The sequence below is a fragment of the Nocardia sp. NPDC058058 genome, from assembly GCF_042885355.1.
GTDB lineage: Bacteria > Actinomycetota > Actinomycetes > Mycobacteriales > Mycobacteriaceae > Nocardia.
Genome location: NZ_JBHVSA010000001.1, coordinates 48,109 through 72,593, shown reverse-complemented (window position 1 = coordinate 72,593; position 24,485 = coordinate 48,109). Strand labels below are relative to the sequence as shown.

Here is a 24,485-nt window from a genome sequence, read left to right as displayed (position 1 = left end):
TTCATCATATGCGCGGGATCCGCGCGGGGCGATCAGTTTTGCGGGGCCGCGAAGGTCGCGAGGAAGTCACGCTCGGCCGCCGTCAAGGCCCGGGTTGCGCCGTCCGATACCGTCACGAGCGTGGAAGTCGCTGCGAGATAGAGGGATTCGGCATCACGCACCTCGTGTGCCAGGGTGAACGAACTGGTCCCGATTCGGTCCACCACGGTGGTGACGGTGACCGGATCGGTACGAAAGACCAGCGGCGTGCGATAGCTCAGGCGCTGCCCGGCGACCACGACTCGCCATGGCGTATCCGGGGATTCGTGACCGGCGAGCAGATCGGTGCGCGCCTCGTCCAGATACTGGGCGAAGATGACGTTGTTGACATGCTGTAGCGCGTCCATATCGGTGCGGCGCAATTGAATGGCGTAGCTGTGCATCACAGACCCAACTCCTCGAGCATGCCGCGTTCGGTATCGCCGAGTTTGCGCGAGCGCTGCGACTCGCTGTCGAAGGCGACCATGGTGCAGGTCGCGGTGGAGTAGACCACCTCGTCATCGCGGATCTCCTGCGCCAGGGTGAACGAGGAACCGCCCACCTTGGTCACCCAGGTTTCCACCCGCACCGGATGCGAGCGATACCGCAGCGGAGTCAGGTAGTCGATATCCATCTGCGCGACCACGCTGGATCCGCGGAATCCGCGCGACCCGAACAGGTCGATGCGGGTTTCCTCCAGATAGCGCAGGTGCGCGGCATTGCTGACGTGCCCGTCCGCGTCCATATCGGACCAGCGCAGGGGGCAGAGGAACTGGTGTCGGGCCACCCGCCATTCATATCAAGCCGCGCCGCGAGCGCTCCGACCGGCAGTCGATGGCCGAATCTGCAAGAGTCGTGTCATTGACGCCATCGGGCGCAGACCGCAGGCTGAAGGCATGCGGGTGGTGCTGATGGTGGTGTACGACGGGTTCCAGCTGCTGGATCTGGCCGGGCCCGCCGATGTGTTCACCGGTGCGGCCGCGCTCGGGGCCGCGCGCGGCTACCGGGTGGAGGTCGCCGCGGTGCGGCCCGGTCCGGTGCGCTCGGGCAGCGGGGTGACGGTGACCGCCGAGCACGCGCTGGCCGACTGGTCCGAGCCGATCGACACGCTGATCGTCGCCGGCGGGCTGGGGTTCTGGGACGCCAGCGCCGATGCCGAGTTGATCGCGGGCATCGAGCACGCGGCCGGATACGCCGAGCGGATCGGCTCGGTGTGCTCGGGGGCGTTCCTGCTCGCGCGCACCGGGCTGCTGGACGGCCGTCGGGTCACCACGCATTGGGCGGCGGGTGAGCTCCTCGGGCGGGAATTCCCCGCTGTGACAACCGAACCCGATCTGATCTATGTGCGCGACGGGCCGATCTGGACCTCGGCGGGCGTCACCGCCGGAATCGATCTGGCACTGGCCATCGTGACCGCCGATCACGGACCGGAGCTGGCGCGCGAGGTGGCGCGCTGGCTGGTGGTGTACCTGCATCGCCCCGGCGGGCAGAGCCAATTCAGCACGCCCGTGGCCGCGAATCCACCCAAGCGCAATTCGCTTCGGCTGCTTCAGGTCTGGCTGGAGGAGAACCTGGGGTCCGACCTGTCGCTGCCCGCGCTGGCCGAGCGCACGGGGATGAGCACCCGGCACTTCTCCCGGGTCTTCGCCGTCGAGACGGGCACCACCCCGGCCCGCTATGTCGAACAGGTGCGCATCGGGGCGGCGCGGCGACTACTGGAGAACACCGATCAGCCCATGGACCGGGTCGCGGCCGCCGTCGGGCTGGGCAGTCCCGAAACCCTCTACCGAATCTTCCACCGCCACTTGGGCATTCCGCCGGGCGAGTATCGCGCCCGGTTCACCCGCGTATGACCGAACACCGAAAGTGAGAGTTCCGCATGACTTTTCAGATCGCCATCGTGCTGTACCCGGGCATGACCGTGCTCGACGCCATCGGCCCGTACGAGGTGCTGCGCTCACTGCCCGACAGCGAATTGCGTTTCGTCTCCAATGAAGTCGGGCCGATCGTCTCGGACTCGGGCGTGCTGGTGCTGGGCGCGACGCACACCTTCGCCGAGACGCCCAGCCCGGATCTGGTGCTGGTGGGCGGTTCCGAGGCCGCCACCACCGAGGCCATGGCCAATCGCGAACTCATCGACTGGCTGCGCGCGGTACACCCGAATACCCAGTGGACCACCTCGGTCTGCACCGGATCGCTGGTGCTGGCCGCCGCCGATATCCTGCGCGGACATCCCGCCACCTCGCACTGGTCGGCCCAGCCCATGCTGGCCGCCTTCGGCGCGGAATCCCGCCCGCACGACCGCATCGTGCGCAGCGGCAAGATCGTCACCGCCGCGGGCGTCTCGGCCGGAATCGATCTGGGCCTGTGGCTGGTCGGCGAGATCGCGGGCACCGAAGCGGCCCAAATGGTCCAGCTCGGCATCGAATACGATCCGCACCCGCCATTCGACACCGGCCACCCGGACAAGGCCCCCGCCGACCTGCTCCGCAAAACCCGCCTCGAAATGACAAAACGCGCCGCCAAACCCCGCATCCCCCTCGACCTCGCCACCACCTTCTGGCACCTGACCCTGAACCGGGTGCGCGAGCGCAGCGCCGCCAAGCGCTGAACCCGATGCCGCGCCGCGCTCGAACGGGTTGTCAGGGCGTTCGGCGGAAACGCGGGAGCCCGGAGTCGAATTGGCTTAGCGCGCGGTGGGATTGGCGTAGCGTCGGTGTGGTGGGCGAGTTGCTCGACGATAAGTTCTTCGCTGATCCGCACGAGTATTACCGGCGGTGGCGGGCGGCCGGGCCGGTGCACCGGGTCGACTTCGGGGATGGGCTGGATCGGTGGCTCATTCTCGGGTACGAGCAGGGGCGGGCGGCGCTGGCGGATTCCCGGCTGCGTAAGGACATCGACCTGTTCGAGCAGGTGCTGGCGCGCAAACGCGGTGTGCCACGGGTGAATCCGCGGCCTCGGGAAGCGCTGCGGCATATGCTCAATTCCGATCCGCCGGACCATACCCGGCTGCGCAAGGCGGTGGCGCGGGCGTTCACCGCGCGGCGGGTGGCGCTGCTGGAACCGGTCATCGAGCGCACCACGCACGAACTCCTCGACGCCATGGGCGAATTCGAGCGGGTCGACCTATTGGCGGCCTTCGCGGTAGCGCTGCCGGTCACGGTGATCTGCCATCTGCTCGATGTCTCCATCGACGACCACGACGCCTTCCGGACCTGGACCAGGGCACTGGTGGGCACCGACGATCCGGAGACCGATCGCGCCCGCGCCCACCACGATATGGTGCGATTCCTGCGAAATATGCTGCGGGAAAAGCGCGTACACCCGGGCGATGATCTGCTTTCGCAGCTGATCATCGACGATGAGGCGCGGCTGGACGATCAGGAATTGGTGGGCATGGCCCTGCTGCTCCTGGTCGCCGGGCACGAGACCACCGTGAATCTCATCGGCAACGGCGTGCTCGCGCTGCTGCGCGACCGGCCGTGGCTGGCGCGGCTGCACGCCGATCCCGGCTTGATTCCCGGCGCGGTCGAGGAATTCCTGCGCCTCGACGGCCCGGTCGATCTGGCCACGCCGCGCTTCACCGTCGAACCGATCACCGTCGGCGATACCGTGATTCCGGCCGGGGAAGTGGTGTACGTGGCGCTCGCGGCGGGCAACCGCGATCCGGCGCACTATGCCGATCCCGATAATCCGCACCCCGACGGCGAACACAATGCCCACCTGGCCTTCGGGCACGGTATGCACTTCTGCGTCGGCGCTCCGCTGGCCCGCCTGGAAGCCAGGATCGCGTTCGGCGCACTGCTGCGGCGCTTTCCGGATATGCGCCTGGCCGTGCCCGAATCGGAGCTGCGCTGGTATCCGAACCCGGTCATTCGGGGCCTGACCGAACTCCCGGTCCGTTTGCGGCCCGAACCACATTGACATCAGAGCCATCCGGACCCGGGGTCGGCTCCGAAGAGGGGTAGCCAGCGGTTCGCGGCACGCCGAGCTTCCGCTCATGCCCGGGGGTCACGCGCAGTCGTGGCAGTCTTCCCCATGCTCCGACGACCGTGGGCATCGACAGATCTGGGAGGGTCATATGGCAAAGATGGGTAGGCGAAAGCGCTCGCGGCTCAACACACAGGCGTTCCTGGCCAGTGGCGGCGTATCGAAGAAGCAGCAGGAAGCGGCCGAGCGCGCGATGCGGACCGAGACCGCGGCCGCGCAGGCCGAGTCCGCCGCACCGGCAGCAAAGGCCACCGCGGCGCAGGCCACGACGAAGCCCGCCGCGGATGCTGCGGCGAAGCCGGCAGCGGCGAAGCCCGCCGCGGCGCAGTCGGCCGATGGCCCCGACCTCGCCGCCCTTGCCGATCGAGTCAAGGCCCGCCGCAAGGAAATGGGCTGGACCCAGGGCGATGTCGCCAAGAAGGGCGGACCCGCCGCGGGCATGATCAGCCAGATCGAGCGCAGCCTGGTCGAGGATCCCGCCGCCGAGGTGCTGACCAAACTCGACGCCGGACTGGAGTGGCCCGCGAACACCGCCGAGGCCATCCTCGCCGGCCGCGTCCCCGTCGGCGCGTAAACCCTTCCGTCATCCCGGCATGTTTTTGGCCGGGATCCACCGCCGCAATGCGTCACGGGTGTGGATCCCCGCCAAAAGCGCGCCGGGATGACGAGCGCGGGTCAGCCGTCATTCGTGCGGCGTAGCTCGGCCAGGATTCGGAGCGTCGGAATGCGGCCCGCCTCGGTGTGACTGAGCATGGCGTACTCGGCCAGCCGCTCATCCCCCGAGGTGATCGCCCGGATGAGATGGCGGTGATCATCGAGCTGTTCGGCCGCGTCCCGTTCGGTGGTGATGAAGAACAGCCATGCCATGCGCGCCAGAATCGCCCGCATCAACTGCGTGAGCAGCGTATTGCCCGCCAACTCGACGATGGCGCCGTGCAGGTCCGCATTGGTCTCGGCAATGCGCAGCGCGTCCCCGGAGGCGATGGCCGCGTGCGAATTCGACAGCGCGGTCTGTAGCGGGGCGCTGTCCGCCCCCTGCCGAATACGGGCGGCCGCGAGCCGGGCGGCCAACGGCTCCAAGCCGATTCGCACATCGAACAATTCCTCGACGGCCGTGCGGTCCCAGGACTGCACGACGGCGCTACGACGCGGCTGGGCGGTGACGATCCCGTCGAACTCCAAGAGCGTCAGTGCCTCCCGCACCGGCAGGCGCGAAACACCGAGCAGCTCGGCCAGTCTGGCCTCGGGCAGCTTCTGCCCTTCGGAATAGACCCCGGTGATAATGCTGCGCCGCAGGTCGTCGTAGATGCGGCGGGTCTGGGAGGTGTCATCGACGATCAACTCTGACGTACTCGCGTTTCGAGGCACCCGCCCAGTCTACGAACAAGTTTCGGTATACCGATATATCTCTTCCGAAACATGAACAACACTCTCAGGAAACCGAGGTCGGTGATTCTGTATACCGAACACCGGAATCCGAGGAGAAACGCTTGGCCGCCTATCTGCTGCGCCGCCTGCTTCAGGCGGTGATCACCGTCTTCGTCGTCATCACCCTGGCCTTCGGGCTCGGACGCCTCACCGGCAGTCCGGCGGCGACGCTGCTGCCGGAGACCGCGAGCCAGGCCGATGTGGCGGCGCTCAACGCGAAACTCGGCTTCGACAAACCACTGCTCACCCAGTACCTGGACTATCTGGGCGGTGTGGTCACCGGGGATTTCGGTGACTCCTATCGCCAGGCCGGCACCTCGTCGATGACGATCGTGCTGCAAAGACTGCCCGCCTCACTGCAATTGGGCACCGCGGGCTTCCTGCTCGGCGTCGCGCTCGCGCTGTTCGCGGTGCTGGCCGTGCATCTGAGCGGATTCTGGTCGCTGCGCGGGGTGCTGCTCGGCCTGGGCGCGGGGCGACTCGCGGTGCCGGACTTCCTGTTCGGACTGCTGCTGGTGCTGGTGTTCTCGGTGACGCTGGGCTGGCTGCCCTCGCTGGCGGGGGCGAATCCGCTCTCGATCGTCATGCCCGCGGTGACCATCGCGACCGCGCAGTTCGTGGTTTACGCACGGCTGCTGGACAATTCGCTGAGCACCGAGAGTTCGCAGGACTATGTGCGCACCGCGTACGCCCGCGGGGAACGCCGCTCGACGGTCATCGTGCGCGAGATCCTGCCCAATGCGCTGCTGCCGGTGCTCACCGTCTCCGGTATCAATTTCGGCACCCTGCTCGGCGGCCTGGTGATCGTCGAAACCGTCTTCGCCTGGCCGGGTTTGGGCCAGTTGATGCTCGGTTCGGTGTTCAGTCGCGATTTCCCGGTGGTCCAGTCCGGACTCGTCGTGATCGCCGCCATTTTCGTCCTGGTCAATCTGGCCGTCGACCTGCTGTACGGCTTCGTCGATCCGAGAGCGAGAGTTCGATGACCCCTGTTCCGCCGCGCCCGTCCCCCGCGTCCTCGATGCGCCGACTGTCGGCGCGAAACATATTGGCGCTCACCGGAATAGCCATGATTATCGCGGTCGTGCTGTTCTCCCTGCTGTATCCGCTGACCTCGGGATACAGCCCCTACGCCCAGGAGCTCTCGGCCTCGTTCACCCGGCCGTTCACCACCGCGCACTATCCGCTCGGCACCGATTCGCTGGGCCGCGATCTGGCCAGCAGGCTCGCGCTGGCCGGGCGGATCACCCTCGCACTGGTGGTGGTGATCGTGCTGGTGAACGCCGTGATAGGCGTGGTGATCGGCACGGTCTCGGGCTACTTCCGGGGTCCGTTGGACAGCCTGCTCATGGGCTATGCCGATGTGCAGCTGGCGGTTCCGATGTCTCTGGTGATCATGGCGCTGTCCGCGGTGCGCGGACCCAGCGTCATGCTCATGGCGACGATTCTGGGACTCACGTTCTGGGTCGGGTACGCCCGGGTCAGCAGATCCGTCGCATTGGGTTTGGCCGCAAGGGATTTCGTCATCGCGCCGCGACTGCTCGGCGCGCGATCTACCTGGGTCATGCGCAAACACGTTGTGCCGCATGTGCTCACGCCCGTCGGGATTCTGGCCACCGCCGACCTCGGCAATGTGATGATCATGATCTCGTCGTTCGACTATCTCGGGCTGGGTGTGCAACCACCCACGCCGAGCTGGGGCCTGATGATCACCGACGGGCAGAAGTACGTGCGGCAGGCACCGTATCTGACCATCGTCCCGGCCGTCGCCCTGCTTCTGGTGATCGGCGGAACCCTGCTGGTGAGTCAGCGATTCACCGGCGACCGACAGGGACTGCGCCGCACCACGCGGGCCGGGCGGCGACAGGCGGTGACGGCATGAACACCCCGCTGCTCGAAGTCACCGATCTGACGGTCGGCTACCTGACCCCCGAGGGCGAACGCGTGGTGCTCGTCGATTCGGTGTCGCTCCGCCTGGAACCGGGCGAAGTCCTCTGTCTGGTAGGCGAATCCGGCTCCGGCAAGTCGGTCACCATGCTCGCCGTCCTCGGCCTGCTCACCCCGCCGCTGACGGTGTTCTCCGGCAGTGTCCGATTCCGCGGCCGCGAACTGGTCGGCGCGGATGACGAAACCCTGCGGCGACTGCGCGGGGCCGAACTCGGCATGATCTTCCAGGATCCGATGACCTCGCTCAATCCGGTGCGCCGGGTCGGCGTGCAGATCGAGCGGGCGCTCGCCCTCCACCAGCGCCTGGATCGCGCGGCCCGGCGGCGGCGCGTGGTGGAACTGCTTGCGGCGGTGGGTATTCCGCAGCCCGAGGAACGGTCCCGCGCGTACCCGCACGAATGGTCCGGCGGTATGCGCCAGCGCGCGGTGATCGCCATGGCGATGGCGAACGATCCGGCGGTGCTCATCGCCGACGAACCCACCACCGCACTCGATGTGACCGTGCAGGCCCAGCTCATGCAGGTGCTCGCCGACGTGCGCGCCCGCACCGGAGCGGCCATGGTGCTCATCACCCACGATCTCGGGCTGGTCGCCCAGCACGCGGACCGCGTCGCCATCATGTACGCGGGCCGAGTCGTCGAAACCGGCACGGTCTGGCGGATATTCGATGATCCGGCACATCCGTACACCCGCGGGCTGCACCGCAGTCTGCTCGGCGGTGACGGCGAACCGGACGGCCGCGCCTACGCCATCCCCGGATCGCCGCCCGCGCCGACCCAGCGGCCGACCGGGTGCGGCTTCGCCCCGCGCTGCGAATTCCCCGGCAAGACAGCGGATTGCGGCATCACCGCGCCCGCATCGATCGCACTGGACACCGATCACGCGCTCGCCTGCCCGCCCACCCTGGCGGCGATGCGCGACACCGCACCGACCAGACGGCAGGAAGCCTCATGAACGTCATTCACGTGGAGGACCTGCGGGTGTCCTTCACCAGCCGTCGCGGACTGCGCGCCAAGCGCACGCTGCGGGCGCTGGACGGGATCTCGTTCAGCGTGCGACGCGGTGAAACCTTCGGGCTGGTGGGCGAATCCGGCGGCGGGAAGTCGACCCTGGTGCGCACGCTGTTCGGAATCAACACCCCGGATTCGGGGAGTATTCGGATCCTCGGACAGGATCTGGGCGCGCTGCGGCCGAAAGCGCGGCGGGCGCTGCGCAATCGGGTGCAGCTGGTGTTCCAGGATCCGTACTCATCGCTGGATCCGCGCATGACCGCGCACGACATCATCGCCGAACCACTGCGCATCGCGGGCGGCTACCGCCGCGAACGCGTCCTGGAATTGCTGGCCCAGGTCGGCCTCGGCGCGGACGCGCTGGAGCGGCGTCCGGCCGCGTTCTCCGGCGGGCAGCGGCAGCGCCTGGGCATCGCCCGGGCATTGGCGCTCGACCCCGAGGTGCTGGTGCTGGACGAACCGGTGTCGGCGCTGGACGCCTCGGTGCAGGCCCAGGTCATCAATCTGCTCCAGGATCTGCAGCAGCGGCTCGGACTGTCTTATCTGTTCATCGCGCACGACCTTTCGGTGGTGCGGCATCTGGCGGACCGGGTGGCGGTCATGCATCTGGGCAAACTCGTCGAGATCGGCGCGACCGAGGACGTTTTCACCGCACCCCGCCATCCGTACACCCGCGCACTCATCGCCGCCGCCCCGATCCCCGATCCACGCGCTCGCGGGCGCGGGACCGCGGCGCTGCTGCGCGGTGAACTCCCCGATGCGGCGAACCCGCCCAGCGGCTGCACCTTCCGCACGCGCTGCCCGATCGCGAAACCCGAATGCGCGCAGCGTGTTCCGACCCTCGAATCCCGAGATCCGAACGGCCATGCGGTGGCCTGTCTCTTCCCCCTGTGAAAATGAAGGAAAGCAATGAGATCCAACCTCTCCACCGTGCTGGCCGGGCTGACCGTGCTGGCCGCCGGTTCGCTGGTTTTGAGCGGCTGCTCCCCCGCCGGTATCTCCGGTAATTCGTCGAACGCCATCGTCGTAGGCGCGGTCGCCGAACCCGAGCATGTGCCGGACCCGATCATGGATGGCTCGCTCGCCGGATACAACTACTACTTCGCCGAATTCGAGCAGCTGGCCCGCTTCGACGCGGACGGCAGGATCAACCCCTTGCTGGCCACCGCGTGGGAACACAACGCCGATTTCACGCAGTGGACCTTCACCATTCGCGAGGACGCGAAATTCCAGAACGGCGCACCGGTGAAAGCCTCGGACGTGGCGTTCACCTACAACACCATCAAGGCGAACCCGACCGGTGATCCGGCCTCGTACATGGAGATGTTCGAGCACGCCGTCGTCGGACCGCCGAACACCGTGGTGTTCACCCTGAACGCCGCGTACTCGGCCTGGCCGACCATTGTCACCGGTGTGTCGATCGTGCCCGAGGACGTCTACACCAAACTCGGCTCGGCCGGATTCGCCGCAGCCCCCGTGGGTTCCGGGCCGTTCATGTTCGATCACTACACGCGCGGCGTCGAATACGTGCTGAAGCGCAATCCGAACTACTGGGGTAAGGCCACCGAGGTCGAGAAGATCACCTTCAAAACCGTCGGCGATGCCGATGCCCGCCTCAATGGCGTGCAGTCCGGCAGCCTCGATGTCGCGCTCATCGCGCCGAATCAGGTGTCGGCGGTCTCGGGTTCGGCCAATGTGACTGTGAAAGCCAATGTGTCGAACGGCGTCACCTTCCTGGGCATGAACTCCGCCGCCGGGCCGCTGGCGGATCAGAAGGTGCGCGCGGCGATCGCGCTGGCCATCGATCGCACCGCCATTGTGAAGAATGTGCTCGCCGGTAAGGCGACGGTGGACAATCAGCTCATCGCCAAGAATGTCGGCGGCTTCGATCCCGCCTATCCGCAGGCGGTTTACGATCCGGTCAAGGCCAAACAGCTGCTCGCGGAATCCGGGTACAAGGGCCAGGCCATTCCTTTCCAGTACGCCACGAACGGGCGCATTCCACTGAGTTCGGAAATCGCGCAGGCGATTCAGGGGGATCTGGCCAAGGTCGGTATCAATATCACCCTGAACGGCACCGATCAGGGCAGCTTCTCGCAGATCATCTACGGCACCAAATCCGCGACCGGGCTGTATCTGAACACCTACGCGCCCTCCACCATGGACGGCGACGCGCCGGTGTCGTCCATGTTCGGCGGTCAGCAGAACGATTACGCCATGCAGCCGGTCACCAAGGCCCTGGTCGCCAAGACCCGGACGGTCGGCGGACAGGATCGAATCACTGCGTACAGCAACTTGTTCCGCCATAACGACGGTCAGGCGCTGCTGATCGGGCTGTACACGCCCGACACCAGCTATGCGGTCCGGCCCGGCCTGAATTGGACACCGCGCGCCGACGGCATGATCACCCTCGACGCGGTCACCTTCCCGAAGAGCTGACCACCTCTCACCCGATGCCGAGCGCGAAGAAGGAAGTATGAGCGGCAAGCTCCACCTCACCAATGTGCGCCCGTGGGGCGGCGATCCCGTCGATATCGCCATCGAGAAGGGCGCGATAGCAGCGGTTTCCGCCGTGGGCACGGTCGCCGCCCCGGCCGGTCCGGTACTGGACGGTGCCGGTCGGCTCATTCTTCCCGCGCTCTCGGATGTGCATCTGCACCTCGACTCCAGCTGTCTCGGTTTACCTTTCCGCGCCTATACCGGCGAACCGGGGCGCTGGGGCCGCATCATGAACGACCGGGCGAACTGGCGGTCGGCCGAACGCTCGGTCGCCGAACGCGCGACGTTCACCCTCGCCACGGCGATCGCCAACGGCGCCACCAGGATTCGCACGCACGCGCAGGTGGACGCCGATTCGAAACTGACCAAGTTCGACGGCGTGCTGGCGGCGCGGGAACGCTACGCCGACGCCGCCGATGTGCAGATCGTGGCCTTCCCGCAGGTCGGAATTCTGCTGGAGCCGGGGGTTTTCGATCTGTTGGACGCGGCGCTGCGCGGCGGCGCGGATCTCATCGGCGGTATCGACCCGTGCGAGATCGACCGCGATCCCGTGCGACATCTGGACGCGGTATTCGAACTCGCCGAACGGCATCAGGTCGGGGCGGACATCCATCTGCACGAGGCCGGTGAGCTCGGATTGTTCACCCTGTCGCTGATCCTGGAACGGGTCGAGGCGCTCGGAATGCAAGGGCGCGTGACGATTTCACACGCCCGCGCGCTGGCGAGCGGACTGCGGGGCGTACCCGCGACCATCGAACGGCTGGCCGCGAATCGGGTGGATATCACCCATGCCGCCGGGGGTAGCGGCTGGGAGCTGCCGCTGCTCGACCTGGCCGCCGCCGGGGTGCGCGTCGGGGTCGGGATGGACGGCCAGCGCGACTACTGGTCGCCGTACGGCAATGGCGACATGCTCGATCGCGCATGGCAATTGGCGTTCGTCCAGAGGTATTCCAGTGATCCGCAGGTGGAACACGCGCTGGCGGTGGCGACCTGGGGTGGGGCAAGCATTCTGGATCACGAGCTGCCGGTACTGGATCGGCTCGGATTGCATCCGGGCTTCACATCGGGCGATCCTGCCGAATTCGTGCTCATGGATGCGGTTAGTCCCACGGCCGCGGTAATGGATCGGCCCGCCGAGCGGACCGTCATCCATCAGGGCGCGGTGGTCTCGGTGGACACCGCACTGGACGGCTTCGAGATCCCCGGCCACTGGGGACGGGCGAGACAGTGACTGTGCGCCAATGCATTCGGGCGAGATATCTACTCGCTCACGACGAAGGCTCGCATGTACTGATCGAGCACGGCGAGGTCGTGGTGGACGGCTCGCGGATCATTTTCGCCGGACCGCGCGGGACCGGTCCGGTCGTCGAGACGGTCATCGAACTCGGTGACGTACTGCTCATGCCCGGGCTCATCGACCTCGACGCGCTCACCGATATCGACCACACCATCATCGATTCCTGGCAGTCACCCGAACTCGGGCTCGGTCTCCAGTGGTCGCGGGAGTACGCCGAACAGCGGCGGCGAGCGGTGTTCGACACGGAAGAGCGGGCCTTCATTCGCGCATACGGCTTCGTGCACCTGCTGCGGCACGGGGTGACCACGGCCATGCCGATCGCCTCGGAGGTGCACAGCGACTGGGCCGAGACCTACGAGGACGCCATCGCCATGGCCGAGGCGGCGCAGCGGCTCGGGCTGCGGGTGTATCTCGGGCCGAGTTATCGCTCGGGCGTCAATGTGGTCGACGCGGACGGCAGCCGCTCCGTCTACTGGAACGAGGCGCTGGGCAGCGCCGGATTCGACGGCGCCGCAAGGTTTCTGGAGTGGGCGCGAGCGCGGGATTCCGATCTCGTGCACGGCGCGCTGCTGCCCTGCCGAATCGAGACGCTCAGCGCGGACCTCATGCGGCGCACCGCGAAACTCGCCGCGGAATCCGGTGTGCTGGTGCGACTGCACGCACTACAGGGGCTGTGGGAGCGACGACTCGTCGCGGCGGAGTTCGGCGCGCCCCCGCTGGAGGTGCTGGCGCGGACCGGACTGCTCGGGCCGAATCTGCTGATACCGCACGGCATTTACATCGATTCGAATCCCTTCGTCGACGCGGACACCGATACCGACCTCGCCACCCTGGCGGCCTCGGGAGCGACGGTCATCCACTGTCCGCTCACCATGGCCAGGCACGGTGCGGCACTGGACAGCTTCGCGCGCTATCGATCGGCGGGGGTGGCCCTCGCGCTCGGAACCGATTCCTTCCCACCGGATCTGGTGCGCGGCATCGACACCGGCGTCACCGTCGCCAAGATCCTGGCGCACCGCACCGATGCGATCGGCTACGCGGACTATGTCACCGCGGCCACCCTCGGCGGCGCGACCGCACTGGACCGCGCCGATCTCGGCCGCATCGAGGCGGGCGCGACCGCCGATCTGGTGGCCTTCCGGCTGGGCGACCCGCTCGACGGAGTGCTGGACGATCCCATCCGCACCCTCTGTATGAACAGCACGGCCCGCGCGGCGACCTTCTCCATGATCGCGGGCCGCATCGTCATGCGTGATGGGCGAATACCGGGTACCGACCTGACGGCCATGACCCGTCGCGCCCAGCAGTTGTTCGATCGGATGAAGGACGCCTATTCCGAACGAGATTACCTGCGCCGCAGCACAGCTGACCTGTTCCCGGCGTCCTTCCCGGGGCCACGACAGGGCGATTAGGACGCCGGGGCGGGCGGGGTGTTCAGCTCATTGAAGAATTGGAACAGCGCCACGGCCGCGACCGGGCCGCCGATGAAAATGGTGCCCGCGACCACGCCGATGGCGGCCAGCGCCGCACCGGTGACCAGGCAGCCGCCGATGAAACCGGGGATGGCCAGGGTGCCGATGGTGATGGCGGCCGCGCCCGCGCCGACCGCCGCGCCACCCGCGATACAGCCGATGCCGGCGCCGATCACGGTGCCGATGAGGCTGCCGATCGCGACGCCGACCGACACCTCATTGGTCAGGTTGCTCAGCGCCTGATTGAAGTTCGCGTTCGCGGTCGCGTCGATCTGCTTGACGGCCGGGGCATTCGGGACGACCGGGGTGGCGGCCGCCGGATCGGTGATCGGGGTCAGCGTGGCGGTGGTGCCGTCGATGCGGGCGGTGATCGGGAAGAGCGCACCGTCGCGCTGGTAGCCCAGGGGCACGGTCGCGACGGTCTTACCGGCCGCGTCGACGATCTGGAACTGATTGTCCTTCGCGGACAGTGACCCCGCGTCGGTCGTGATGACCACCGAATGGTCGACCACGCTCGCCCGGTAGTGGATACCCGGCGCGATATCGGTGCCGACCGCGCTGTTGCCCGCGGGCTGCGCGGAGGCCACATTCGCGGTGACGGAGGTGACGGAGACGGCGGCGACGGCAATGGCCGCGGTCGCGACAATGGAACGGAACTTCATCAGGGATCTTTCCAGGTTCGGCGAATTCGCATATGCGCGCCGGGAATTCGAAAGCGCGACAACCGCGCCGGGCGCTCATCATGTGCCCCGAATTCCAGCGCTGTCAATCCGGTACCGGGAATAGTGACGCGCACCGCATCGATAGACTTCATGCACTGCGAAGCGGCAGGTCAGGGACGAATTGCGGTGAACCGTAAAGGATTCGGTGCACGCCGTAAAAGTTCCGTACAGAATGCCGGACCGGACCCGTCCGAGATTGACTCACCGGCCGTACACGATGAATCCTTGGAAACTCATTTCAAGGAGATGGTGATAATGGTCAACGCACGTTCCCGTGCACTGGCGATGTTTGTCCACCTGGGTGAATCGGCCCGGCGGATGAAGGCGCGGCACACACTTACCGCCGACGAGCGGCACAATCTGCGCGCCGGTTGTCACCATGCCGCGGTGCATACCGCCGCATTGGGCGGGCATTCGTACCTCTAGCGGAACTACTCCGGCCGCCCCGGCTCCGCCGCACCGAATCGCCCTGTCGCCAGGGCGGTTTCGCGGTGGCGGTCCGGGAATCCGGGACCGAGCGAGACCGAGACGTCGGCGTGGCGCAGGGGTTCACGGCAGTGCGCGCAGACCACTTCGGCGTGGGTGTCGTGATCGCAGGTGGTGTGGTGCAGCACGATCGGGGGGCCTTCGGGGGCAAGGTGGCGGTCACCCCACGCCATCATGGCCGCGATGACGGGGAAGAAATCGCGGCCCTGATCGGTGAGGTGGTATTCGAACCGCGGTGGGCGCTCCTGGTAGCGCACGCGCTCCAGCAGGCCCTCGTCCACCAGGCGGGTCAGCCGCTGGGTGAGCACATTGCGGCTCAGACCCAGAATGCGCTCGAATTCGTCGAAACGCTTCGCGCCGTAGAAGGCCTCGCGCAGCACGAGCGGCGTCCACCAGTCACCGATCAGGTCCACCGTGCGCGCCACCGTGCACGGCCAATTGGCGAACGTCGTCCGTTTCATGCGTCCACGGTATCCAAGCGGGCCGGGACATACTTGTGCCACGGGGTGCCGACCCATTCGTCGCGGGAATCGAATTCGGTGAGTTCATTGGGCGCGGCTCCGGTGGTGACCTGCGCGCCGGTGGCATCGGTGACCGACAGCCCGAAACCATTGGGCAGGGACAGGTGGCCCGGGCGCATGCGATCGGTGGGCTCGACCGGCACCTCGACACTGCCGCGCCGGGTGGTGACGCGGATCAGGTCACCGGCGGCGACGCCGAGCCGGTCGGCGTCGGACTGGCTCATGCGCAGCGTGCCGCCGCCATCGCGCTTGCGCCACAGCGGATCCCGGACAATGGTGTTGGCGGTGAAGGCGCGGCGTTCGCCGGCGGACAGCACGAACGGCCACTGACCGTCGGCATCGTCGAGGTCGGGCAGAGTGGCCACGACATTCAGCAGATCCGCGAGGTTCAGCTGGATCTTGCTGTCGCGCAGCCGGTTCCAGGTCTCCTCGTAATCGTCCTCGGTGATGACGATGCCGTGCTTACCGGTGAGGATGGCCTCGAACAAGCGCTCGCCAGCCGCCAATCCCGTGCCGTATCCGGCGCGTTCGACGCTCGCGGGGAACTTGCGCGCGCAGTTGTAGGCCGCCGCCCACAGCAGCGCCGCCGCGTCCGCGCCATCGGGCAGGGTCGGTCCCAGCGTTCGATACAGCAGTACCGGAGCGAGTTTCGACTTGTTCCGGTCGGCGAGAATGCCCAGGAAGGCCATGGCGAACGCCTCACGGCCCTGCGCGAGGGCCGCGCGCAGCGGGCGGTAGTCGTCCTCGGTGAGCGCACCGGACGCCTCGACCAGCCGGGCGTGGATCTCGGGTTCGGCCAGTACGCCCTCGGGCGCGGGCAGCAGCGGGTGCCGCAGGTGGAAGATATTGCGCGGGAAGTCGAAATTGAAGAACGTCGCCTCGTACTTCTCGAACTGGGTGGCGGCGGGCAGCACATAGTCGGCTAGCCGGGCGGTCTCGGTCATGGCGACATCGACCACCACCACCAGTTCGAGCGATTCCAGCGCCGCGCGCATGCGGGCCGAATCCGCCAGGGAGTGTACGGGATTGCTGCTCTCGATGAACATGGCGCGATAGCGGTCCGGATGATCGGTGAGGATCTCCTCGGTGATCACATTGCACGGCACCAGACCGCTGATGATCGGTGCGCCCGCCACCGGACTGCGCGGCCCCTCCCCCGCCGGATGCCCGCGATCATGGCCGATGGCGGCCATGCCGGTGAACGCGTACTGGGTGCCGGGCTTGCCGACATTGCCGGTGAGCAGCCACACCAGCTTCTCCACGTAGCTGACGACGGTGGAGTACCGGTTCATCTGCACGCCGAGATCCTCCAGCGCCGCCACCGATGTCGCGCGGGCCAGCCGATGCGTGGCCGCCACCACCAGGTCGAGTTCGACATCGGCTATGGCGCAGTACTTCTCGATCGGCACCGCGCGCAGCACCGCCACCACCTCATCCAGGCCGAGTGCGTGTTCGGCCAGCCAGGCGGTGTCGATGAGGTTGTCGCGCACCAGGATCGCCGCCATGGCCGAGAGCAGGTATACATCGGTGCCCGGGCGCAGCTGCAAATGGAAATCGGCCAGTTCGGCGGTCTCGGTGCGCACCGGATCGAGCACGATCATGGATCGCTCCGGATCGCGGCCGATCTCCTTGAGCACCGTGCGGGCGCGCGGAAACCCGTGCGACTGATAGGGATTCTTGCCGATGAAGAACGCCACCTCGGCATGTTCGACGTCGGCGCGCATGGGATAGCCGGTCATGCGCGCGCCCACCCAGAAGTCGCCGGTCTTCTCCTGCGCCAGTGCGCTGGAGCGGTACTTCATACCGAACGCGGCCATGGTGGCCGGCGCGTAGGCCCCGCCCAGGTGATTGCCCTGGCCGCCACCGCCGTAGTAGAAGATCGACTCCCCGCCGTATCGCAGCCCGATCTCCTGCAACCGTGCGGTGATCTCGGAAATCGCGGTATCCCAGTCGATTTCCTCGAATTCGCCGTCGGGGCGGCGGCGCAGCGGCGACGTCACCCGGCCGGTGCGGCCGTTCTGATAGTGATCAAGGCGCAGCGCCTTGTTGCAGGTGTAGCCCGCCGAGGCGGGGTGCAGCTTATCGCCGCGGATCTTCTCGAAGGACCGGCCGTCCGGCCCGAGCAGCACCTGAATGCCGCAATTGCACTCGCACAGGATGCATGCCGTGGGCTGCCAGTCCGTCATTCGGCCAGCGTAGGTGAGTTAGTTCACTTGCGCTACCCACTCCGGGAAAGTCGCGGGCCGGACGGGGGGAATTCGTCGATCTCAGCTCCGCGGGTACGGCCAGGACCAGTTCGCGACCTCGGGAATGTCCTCACCGTGTTCGCGGGTCCAGGCGCGGGCGGTCCAGCGCGCGTCGACCATTTCCTGACGCAGTCCGGCGGCCTGCGCCTGTAGTCCGGGCACCCGGTCGATGACATCCATGACCAGGTGGTAGCGGTCCATGTCATTGAGCATGACCATGTCGAAAGGTGTTGTGGTGGTGCCTTTTTCCTTGTAGCCGCGCACGTGCAGGCCCGAATGGTTGGCGCGCCGGTAGGTCAGGCGGTGGATCAGCCAGGGGTACCCGTGGAAGGCGAAGATGACCGGGCGGTCGGTGGTGAACATGGTGTCGAAGAGGCTGTCCGGCAGCCCGTGCGGATGCTCGTCCTGCGGTTGCAGGCGCATCAGGTCGACGATGTTGATGACGCGAATCCGCAAGTCCGGCAGTCGTTCCCGCAGGATCGCGGCCGCCGCCAGGGTCTCCAGCGTCGGCACATCGCCCGCGCAGGCCAGCACCACATCCGGGGTGGTGCCGAGATCGTCGTTATGACCCGCCCACTCCCAGATGCCCGCGCCGCGCGCACAGTGCACCGTGGCCTCCGGCACCGAAAGCCAGTCCGGCTGCGGCTGTTTGCCCGCGACCACCACGTTCACGTAGTGCCGCGAGCGCAGGCAGTGATCGTAGGTGGAGAGCAGGGTATTGGCGTCCGGCGGCAGGTACACCCGCACGATCTCGGGCGATTTGTTCAGCACCACGTCCAGGAATCCGGGGTCCTGATGGGTGAAGCCATTGTGGTCCTGCCGCCAAACATGCGACGACAGCAGATAATTCAGGCTCGGGATGGGCCGCCGCCACGGCACCGCGGCGCTGGCGTCGAGCCATTTGGCGTGCTGGTTGAACATGGCGTCGACAATGTGGATGAACGCCTCGTAGCAGGTGAAGACGCCATGCCTGCCGGTGAGCAGATAGCCCTCCAGCAGGCCCTCGCACATATGCTCGGACAGCACCTCGATGACCCGGCCGGCGCGATCCAATTTCACGTCGTACTCACCGATTTCGGCCTGCCAGTCCCGGCCGGTCACGGTGAGGATGTCCTGGAGCCGATTGCTGGCGAGCTCATCGGGGGCGAAGGTGAGGAAATTGTGCGGATTGGCCGCGGTGACATCGCGCAGCCAGGTGCCCAGCACCTGGGTCGCCTCATGTTTGGTGGCACCGGGCGACGGAACGTCCACGCCGTAGTCGCGCCAATCCGGCAGCGCCAGATCGCGCACCAGGGTGCCGCCATTGGCGACCGGGTTCGCGCTCATCCGGCGGTCCCCCGCCGGAATCAGCCGCAGCAGCTCCTCGACCGGGCGGCCGGAGTCGTCGAACAGCTCCCGCGGCCGATAGGACTCGAGCCACTTCTCCAGTACCGCACGGTGTTTCGCATCGGTGCGGGCGGCGGGCAGCGGCACCTGATGCGCCCGGAAGGTGCCCTCCACCGGTTCGCCGTCGACGATCGGCGGACAGGTCCAGCCCTTCGGGGTGCGCATGACGATCATCGGCCAGATCGGACGGGTCGGATCGCCGGTACGCGCGATCTGCTGGATCTCGGCGATCCGGTCCATGCAGTCGTCCATCGCGGCCGCCATATCCTGATGCACCGCGGCCGGATCGTCGCCGGAGACGATGATCGGCTCATAGCCGTAACCGCGCAGCAGCGATATCAACTCCGATTCCGGAATGCGCGCCAGGATGGTCGGATTCGCGATCTTGTATTCGTTCAGGGCCAGAATCGGCAGCACCGCACCGTCGCGCGCCGGATTGAGGAACTTGTTCGCATGCCAGCTGCCCGCGAGCGGTCCGGTCTCGGCCTCGCCGTCGCCGATCACGCAGAAGACGGTCAGACTCGGATTGTCCAGCGCCGCACCGAAAGCGTGCAGTAGCGAGTACCCGAGCTCACCGCCCTCGTGGAACGAACCCGGCGTCTCGGGCGCGCAATGGCTGGGCACGCCGCCGGGAAAGGAGAACTGCGCGAACAGCGCCCGCATACCCTCGGCATCGCGCGGAATGCCGCTGTACAGCTCGGAGTACGTGCCCTCCAGCCAGGCGCACGCGTTCGGCCCCGGCCCGCCGTGCCCCGGCCCGGCCACGAAGACCGCGTTCAGATCCCGGGCCAGAATGGCCCGATTGGCATGCGCCCACACCAGATTCAGTCCGGGCACGGTACCGAAATGCCCGAGCAGCCGCGGCTTGATCTGTTCGGCTTCCAGCGGCTCGCGCAGCAGCGGATTGGCCATCAGATAGATCTGCCCCACCGCCAGATAGTTCGCCGCCCGCCACCAGGCATCGATGAGGCGCAATTCGTCGCGCTCGAGCGGTCCGGAACTGTCATCGAGCCGATAGGGCTCCGGCGCGACGGTCGCACCACCCGGCCCACCGATATTATCGGCCGAAGTGTCATCATTCGCGCTGGTCAACTGCGTCATGCGCCGAACTCCTCACGCTTGCGGGGTATCGCCTGGGCGGACCTTTCGGGCGGAGATGCCACGCCCAGGCTACCCGCTCCCCCGATCGGTAACCGGACATAGCCGACGCGGCCGTCACGATGTCGCGGGTGGTCGCGATCGCGCCGCGCCCACCCGCGCCGACATCGCGTTCAGAGTTGCTCCCTACCCGTGAAGGCCAGGAGTCGCCGGTGTGCGGGGGCAACCGCCGCGAGTTCGACGGCCGGGCCGAACATGCCGGGTTGGCGGAAGGCATCGAAATCATTGTCGCGCAGGATTTCCAGCAGATCGGTGGCTGCCCGCTGATCGATGAGATCCTCCCGGTCGATGGCGACCGCGAGATCCATGCCGTGCACCAGGACCTCGGTCAGATGGATCATGGCCGCCAGGGTTCCGGGGACCGGGCCGAAGCCCAGCCGCACCGTGCCGGTCAGGGCGTCCGGGCGGTGCCAGGCGGCGCGGTCCAGGGTGGCGGCGGTGCGGTAGGCGGCGTGGTGATCGGCGGCGAGCCAGTCCGATTCGTGTTCACCGCCGGGATCGGTGGCGGTGAGTTCGGCGGCGAAGATGCGCATGCCGCCGACCAGGTGGTTGAGTTCGGTTCGGACATCCCACTTTTCGCAGAGGGTGGGCGCGGGCAGCCGGTCGGCGGGGATCGCGTCCACGATGCGGCCGGTCGCGGTGATGGCGGCGTCGATGTGGTCGACGATGCTGGTCATGGTGTGCTCCAGGAACTTTCGGAGGTGGCGAACTCAGGCGAAGACGTCGTCGAGCCAGTCGTAGACGCGGGCGTAGGCCAGGCGCTGCGCACCGGATTGGCAATGCGCGTCCGCGCCTTCGGCTTCGGTGAACTTCACCAGCGTCTTGGGGCAGGTGAGGTGCTCGTACAGCAGTTCGGGCTGCCCCTGGAAGAAGCCGTCGTCCACACCGTCACAGACCAGGGTCGGGCAGGTGATGCGTTCGGCGATGCCGTCGCGCACGTGGTAATCCAGGTAGGCGGCGCAGAATTCGCGGGCGGTGGTGCTGCCGAAGGTGAACTTGCCCTGATCGACGGCCCAGCGCAGCATCGGGCTGTGCCGGACGGCCTCGTCGAGCATGGCGTCGAATTCCGGATCCGCGTCGGCGCGCAGGCGACGCTCGACCTCGGCGCGCTCACCGGGCAGGTTCGCGGTGGAGATATCGCCCAGGTCGTAGACGCCGTCCACGGTGATCAGGGCCGACACGCGCGGTTCGAAAGCGGCCGCGCGCGGGGTCAGCACCCCGCCCATGCTGTTGCCGAACAACGCCAGGCGAGCGGGATCGACCTCGGGGCGGGTGAGCGCGTAATCGATGACCGGGCCGACCACGTTCTCCCAATCCGGGCGGAAGAACAGGCCGCGGCGGTGCACCGCGCCGGGCTGCCCCGGGCCGTCGTAGACCAGCACGTTGTATCCGCGTTCCACCGCGGCGGCCGCACCGCTGAAGTACATCTCCTCGGCCGAGCCGTCGAAACCATTGCACATCAGCACGGTCGGGCGCGGGGTGCCGGAATCGTCGACGCGATAGAAGTAGCCGGGCAAAGTGGTGCCCTCGTAGGGGATTTCGATCGGCTCGATCGGATGCACCGCCAATTCCGCTGCCGCGCGGAAGCATTCGACCTGCCGGTCGTAGGCGTGGATGACGCGCGCGTCGGCCGGATCGCCGTGCAGGAAGAACTCGGCGTTGCGGTAGTAGTTCGAGGCCCGCAGGAACCCGTCCCGGGCGCTGACCCGATGCCCGCCGGACAACGATGACACCGCCTGGGCCGCGACCCGATCCGCGGTGGTCAGCCATTCGTCGTGCCAGCTGTCGTAGTCACCGGCCTTGATGCGGTGGGTGGTCGCGACGGTCTCGCCGAAATCGGCCCCGCCGTAGGTGATGTGGCCCAGGGTGCGCAGCGTCTCGTACCAGAACTGGGTGTCCTCGGGGAAGAAGACCGGTTGCATGATGACTCCTAAAGCAGTTCGTAGCGGCGTTAAGAACAACCGTAGAAGCATGCCGAACTAAACGCAACCCCCAACTGCGTTAGAGTGTGGTCATGGAACCGGAGAAGACTCGACGGCCCGGCGGGCGCAGCGCCCGGGTGCGCACCGCCGTCCACCAGGCGGTGACCGAACTCGCCGCCGAGCGCGGCTACGGCAATTTCACGGTCGGCGAGGTGGCGGCCCGCGCCGGGGTCGCCGATACCAGCATCTATCGCCGCTGGGGCACCTTGGAAGCGCTCAGCGCGGACGCGGCCATCGGCTGGCTCACCGAGCATTCACCGATTCCCGATACCGGCAGCCTGAGTACTGACCTGCGCGGTTTCGCGGCGAAGGTCGCCGCCGATGTGTCCGGTCCCGGTGGACTCGGAGTGCTGCGGCTGGCGATGGCGCTGACCAATGCCGGGGAAACCGGTCAGCAGGCCCGAAATCAGTTCCTCATGGCGCGTTTCGAGCAATTGCGCACCATGGTGGATCGTGCGATCGCACGGGGTGAGCGCGCACCGGATCCGATGGACATCGTGGACCACATACTGGCCCCGATCTATGTCCGGACCCTGTTCGGCATGGGACCGCTGGAACCCGGATACACGAACGGATTGGCCGACCGCCTGGTCGACCAATCCGGGTGAATCACAGGGGAATTCAGGCTGGGCAGCCGTCCTTGATCCAGGCCTCGAAGGCATCCACGTGGTCGGCGGGCCACGCGCCGTCACACGGCATCGAACCCTGCCGCAGGCGAGTGAGAATCCCCTCCGCGTGCTGGGTCACGTCATCATGCGACCACAGATCGAACACCCAGCTCATGGACTTGCGATCCATTTCCCGGAACAGCGGCTTGATGTGCTCGGCGAATCCGATCGGCTCACCCGCGGCCGGCAGCGCCGCCGCCTGCTCGGCCTTGGGCGCGAGTGCCGAAATACGTGCTCCCGGAGTCGCATTGCACACCCACCACCAGCGCGGCACCGGCATATGCGGCGGCGGATTCGCACCCGGCTGCGAATTCTCCACCGCGATACGCGAACCCCATTCGACATAGGCGGCGAAGGCGGCGCGGAATTCCGGATCGCGCGGCAGGCCCGCGTCATCGGCGGCCCGCGAGATCAACTGGGCCCAGCGGGCGCGCCACTGTTCGGTCAGCGCCTTCCCCGCATGCTCGGCGACCATATGGTCATAGCCGCCGTACTGCTCGGTGTAAAGCGCCGGACCACCGAAGGTTTCGGTGAGCCAGGCCGCGACCCGCTCCGGATGATCGGGGGACATGCGAGCGAACAGCGGGGCCAGCAGATCGTCCTGCGCCACGTACTTGCCGTAGAAGATCTTGGTCATTCGGGTGAGCGCGGGCAGCCCGCCCGCCCACTCGAACAGCGTCGGCTCCTCGGACAGCGGCGGATCGCGGAACTCGACGTAGTAGTGCATACCGCTGCAGAACGGCTTGTTGCGGGACTGCCCACAGCGGCACAGGCTGTAGTGCTCGCGGCTGTCATCGCTGTCGAGCGGTACGCCGCCGATGACCCGGTACGGACCGTCCTTGGACACCTCGATGGCCGGATCCCGTTGCGGGAAAACAACTTGCGGACTGTCCAGCGCACCGGACGGGCAGGCGCGCACCGCCGCGCTGATCTCATCGGCGCGCGCACCGCTGGGGGCGACAAAGGGCTCCTGGGTGGCACGAAACGCGGTCGGCACCCGATCGGTGCAGAAGCCCGAATGCGCGCAGATACCGCGATTGTCGGTGACGGTCATCCCGACCCCGCGATAGGTGTCGAGCCGATCGGGCACCCGCTCGGGATCCTTCGCGCCGGTGAATCCGATCCGGGCATGGCTGCCATCGCACAGCGGCTTCATTTCCGAAGCGCCGCAACGGCACAGCGCCATCTGCGGGAAGGTGCGCACGGGTTCGCCGAGCCAATTGGTGAGCTGTTCCGGATTGGTCACCAGATACGGCCCGTCCGGCGACACGTCGATCCGGGTCGGCGAAACACCCTGAATCTCGGTGAGTTCGGCGACCCGCGCGGTCAAAGTCTGTTCGTCCGAGGCGAATACGCATGCCAGATGCTGGAGCGCGGCCACCGCCTCCAGCAATTCGGGTTCATCGTTGCCCACGCGCAGGCGGGTGGCGTCCTTGGCCAGCTCCCACAGCCGCGACTCCGGCTCGCCCGGCTCGGGTTCGCCTGTGGCGGAATCGGTTTCACCGACCACGGCGAGCAGCGGGCGGATCACCGAATCGGCCAGCGGGGTCGCGCCCTCGACTAGCTCGGCATCGAGACGACGGGCGCGCGCCAGCAGTGTTCGGAGTTCGTTCTGGATGGCGGTGGTCAAGGCGGCCCTTCCCTCGGCGCGAACGGAT

The 24,485-nt window shown here is 67.2% G+C and carries 23 protein-coding genes; 13 read left to right on the top strand and 10 right to left on the bottom strand.

Translation table 11 applies throughout. The annotated features are described in order from the left end of the window. Positions 1 to 32: 32 nt before the first annotated feature. Both ACFVUS_RS00360 and ACFVUS_RS00355 read right to left on the bottom strand, forming a co-directional pair. Entirely contained in the window at positions 33 to 422 is a 390-nt protein-coding gene (locus ACFVUS_RS00360) for an acyl-CoA thioesterase (protein ID WP_387760950.1), read from the bottom strand. Then, on the bottom strand, positions 422 to 805 hold the full coding sequence (locus ACFVUS_RS00355) for an acyl-CoA thioesterase (RefSeq protein ID WP_387760949.1): 384 nt from the start codon (positions 803 to 805) through the stop codon (positions 422 to 424). The genes ACFVUS_RS00360 and ACFVUS_RS00355 overlap by 1 nt, the downstream gene beginning before the upstream one ends. Positions 806 to 914: 109 nt before the next feature. On the opposite strand from ACFVUS_RS00355, the gene ACFVUS_RS00350 reads away from it, so the two are divergent. The 4 genes from ACFVUS_RS00350 to ACFVUS_RS00335 all read left to right on the top strand — a co-directional run bounded on the left by ACFVUS_RS00350 (position 915) and on the right by ACFVUS_RS00335 (position 4,582). Then, a complete protein-coding gene (locus ACFVUS_RS00350; RefSeq protein ID WP_387760948.1) occupies positions 915 to 1,871 on the top strand; it encodes a GlxA family transcriptional regulator in 957 nt (318 codons plus the stop codon). 26 nt (positions 1,872 to 1,897) lie between these two features. Then, entirely contained in the window at positions 1,898 to 2,629 is a 732-nt protein-coding gene (locus tag ACFVUS_RS00345) for a DJ-1/PfpI family protein (RefSeq protein WP_387760947.1), read from the top strand. A 110-nt stretch (positions 2,630 to 2,739) separates the two neighbouring features. Beyond that, positions 2,740 to 3,942: a cytochrome P450 gene (locus tag ACFVUS_RS00340; protein WP_387760946.1), complete on the top strand. Its 1,203-nt coding sequence runs from the start codon at positions 2,740 to 2,742 to the stop codon at positions 3,940 to 3,942. A gap of 166 nt (positions 3,943 to 4,108) precedes the next feature. Beyond that, complete coding sequence (locus ACFVUS_RS00335; RefSeq protein ID WP_387760945.1) at positions 4,109 to 4,582, top strand: helix-turn-helix domain-containing protein; 474 nt, start codon at positions 4,109 to 4,111, stop codon at positions 4,580 to 4,582. Between the two features lie 101 nt (positions 4,583 to 4,683). On the opposite strand, the gene ACFVUS_RS00330 is transcribed toward ACFVUS_RS00335, so the two are convergent. Beyond that, positions 4,684 to 5,376 (bottom strand): GntR family transcriptional regulator, encoded by a 693-nt coding sequence (locus ACFVUS_RS00330; RefSeq protein WP_387760944.1) that lies wholly within the window; start codon positions 5,374 to 5,376, stop codon positions 4,684 to 4,686. Between the two features lie 122 nt (positions 5,377 to 5,498). Between ACFVUS_RS00330 and ACFVUS_RS00325 the strand changes: the two genes are divergently transcribed. From ACFVUS_RS00325 to ACFVUS_RS00295, 7 genes are read left to right on the top strand one after another with little or no spacing between them, the layout of a single operon-like run. Further along, the gene (locus ACFVUS_RS00325) at positions 5,499 to 6,419 is read left to right on the top strand and encodes an ABC transporter permease (protein ID WP_387760943.1); all 921 of its coding nucleotides are present in this window, start codon (positions 5,499 to 5,501) and stop codon (positions 6,417 to 6,419) included. Further along, positions 6,416 to 7,315 (top strand): ABC transporter permease, encoded by a 900-nt coding sequence (locus tag ACFVUS_RS00320; protein WP_387760942.1) that lies wholly within the window; start codon positions 6,416 to 6,418, stop codon positions 7,313 to 7,315. Before ACFVUS_RS00325 ends, ACFVUS_RS00320 begins: the two co-directional genes overlap by 4 nt. Further along, entirely contained in the window at positions 7,312 to 8,334 is a 1,023-nt protein-coding gene (locus tag ACFVUS_RS00315; RefSeq protein ID WP_387760941.1) for an ABC transporter ATP-binding protein, read from the top strand. The genes ACFVUS_RS00320 and ACFVUS_RS00315 overlap by 4 nt, the downstream gene beginning before the upstream one ends. Continuing rightward, complete coding sequence (locus ACFVUS_RS00310) at positions 8,331 to 9,284, top strand: ABC transporter ATP-binding protein (RefSeq protein WP_387760940.1); 954 nt, start codon at positions 8,331 to 8,333, stop codon at positions 9,282 to 9,284. The genes ACFVUS_RS00315 and ACFVUS_RS00310 overlap by 4 nt, the downstream gene beginning before the upstream one ends. A 15-nt stretch (positions 9,285 to 9,299) precedes the next feature. Next, positions 9,300 to 10,829, top strand: a complete 1,530-nt coding sequence (locus tag ACFVUS_RS00305) for an ABC transporter substrate-binding protein (RefSeq protein ID WP_387760939.1) — start codon at positions 9,300 to 9,302, stop codon at positions 10,827 to 10,829. A gap of 37 nt (positions 10,830 to 10,866) precedes the next feature. Then, on the top strand, positions 10,867 to 12,120 hold the full coding sequence (locus ACFVUS_RS00300; protein ID WP_387760938.1) for an amidohydrolase family protein: 1,254 nt from the start codon (positions 10,867 to 10,869) through the stop codon (positions 12,118 to 12,120). Further along, positions 12,117 to 13,598, top strand: a complete 1,482-nt coding sequence (locus tag ACFVUS_RS00295) for a chlorohydrolase family protein (protein WP_387760937.1) — start codon at positions 12,117 to 12,119, stop codon at positions 13,596 to 13,598. Before ACFVUS_RS00300 ends, ACFVUS_RS00295 begins: the two co-directional genes overlap by 4 nt. Here the strand turns inward: ACFVUS_RS00295 and ACFVUS_RS00290 are convergent. Further along, on the bottom strand, positions 13,595 to 14,320 hold the full coding sequence (locus tag ACFVUS_RS00290; protein WP_387760936.1) for a hypothetical protein: 726 nt from the start codon (positions 14,318 to 14,320) through the stop codon (positions 13,595 to 13,597). The two genes, ACFVUS_RS00295 and ACFVUS_RS00290, sit on opposite strands and share 4 nt — an antisense overlap. Positions 14,321 to 14,443: 123 nt before the next feature. Here ACFVUS_RS00290 and ACFVUS_RS00285 point away from each other — a divergent pair, with 123 nt between their 5' ends. Further along, positions 14,444 to 14,806: a hypothetical protein gene (locus ACFVUS_RS00285; protein WP_387760935.1), complete on the top strand. Its 363-nt coding sequence runs from the start codon at positions 14,444 to 14,446 to the stop codon at positions 14,804 to 14,806. Between the two features lie 5 nt (positions 14,807 to 14,811). On the opposite strand, the gene ACFVUS_RS00280 is transcribed toward ACFVUS_RS00285, so the two are convergent. From ACFVUS_RS00280 to ACFVUS_RS00260, 5 genes are all read right to left on the bottom strand, one after another. Next, positions 14,812 to 15,327: a winged helix-turn-helix transcriptional regulator gene (locus ACFVUS_RS00280; protein WP_387760934.1), complete on the bottom strand. Its 516-nt coding sequence runs from the start codon at positions 15,325 to 15,327 to the stop codon at positions 14,812 to 14,814. Then, positions 15,324 to 17,573, bottom strand: coding sequence for a molybdopterin-dependent oxidoreductase (locus ACFVUS_RS00275; RefSeq protein ID WP_387760933.1), 2,250 nt, complete (start codon positions 17,571 to 17,573; stop codon positions 15,324 to 15,326). The genes ACFVUS_RS00280 and ACFVUS_RS00275 overlap by 4 nt, the downstream gene beginning before the upstream one ends. Before the next feature lie 81 nt (positions 17,574 to 17,654). Then, a complete protein-coding gene (locus ACFVUS_RS00270; protein WP_387760932.1) occupies positions 17,655 to 20,120 on the bottom strand; it encodes a phosphoketolase in 2,466 nt (821 codons plus the stop codon). Positions 20,121 to 20,290: 170 nt separating this feature from the next. Beyond that, positions 20,291 to 20,854, bottom strand: coding sequence for a TIGR03086 family metal-binding protein (locus ACFVUS_RS00265; RefSeq protein WP_387760931.1), 564 nt, complete (start codon positions 20,852 to 20,854; stop codon positions 20,291 to 20,293). A gap of 33 nt (positions 20,855 to 20,887) precedes the next feature. Further along, positions 20,888 to 22,099, bottom strand: a complete 1,212-nt coding sequence (locus ACFVUS_RS00260; protein ID WP_387760930.1) for an alpha/beta fold hydrolase — start codon at positions 22,097 to 22,099, stop codon at positions 20,888 to 20,890. A gap of 92 nt (positions 22,100 to 22,191) precedes the next feature. Between ACFVUS_RS00260 and ACFVUS_RS00255 the strand changes: the two genes are divergently transcribed. Then, positions 22,192 to 22,767 carry a TetR/AcrR family transcriptional regulator gene (locus tag ACFVUS_RS00255; protein WP_387760929.1) on the top strand — a complete coding sequence of 192 codons (576 nt, stop codon included), beginning with the start codon at positions 22,192 to 22,194 and terminating at the stop codon, positions 22,765 to 22,767. Positions 22,768 to 22,780: 13 nt separating this feature from the next. Here the strand turns inward: ACFVUS_RS00255 and ACFVUS_RS00250 are convergent, their stop codons facing one another. Continuing rightward, positions 22,781 to 24,457 carry a CDGSH iron-sulfur domain-containing protein gene (locus tag ACFVUS_RS00250; protein WP_387760928.1) on the bottom strand — a complete coding sequence of 559 codons (1,677 nt, stop codon included), beginning with the start codon at positions 24,455 to 24,457 and terminating at the stop codon, positions 22,781 to 22,783. Positions 24,458 to 24,485: the final 28 nt, after the last annotated feature.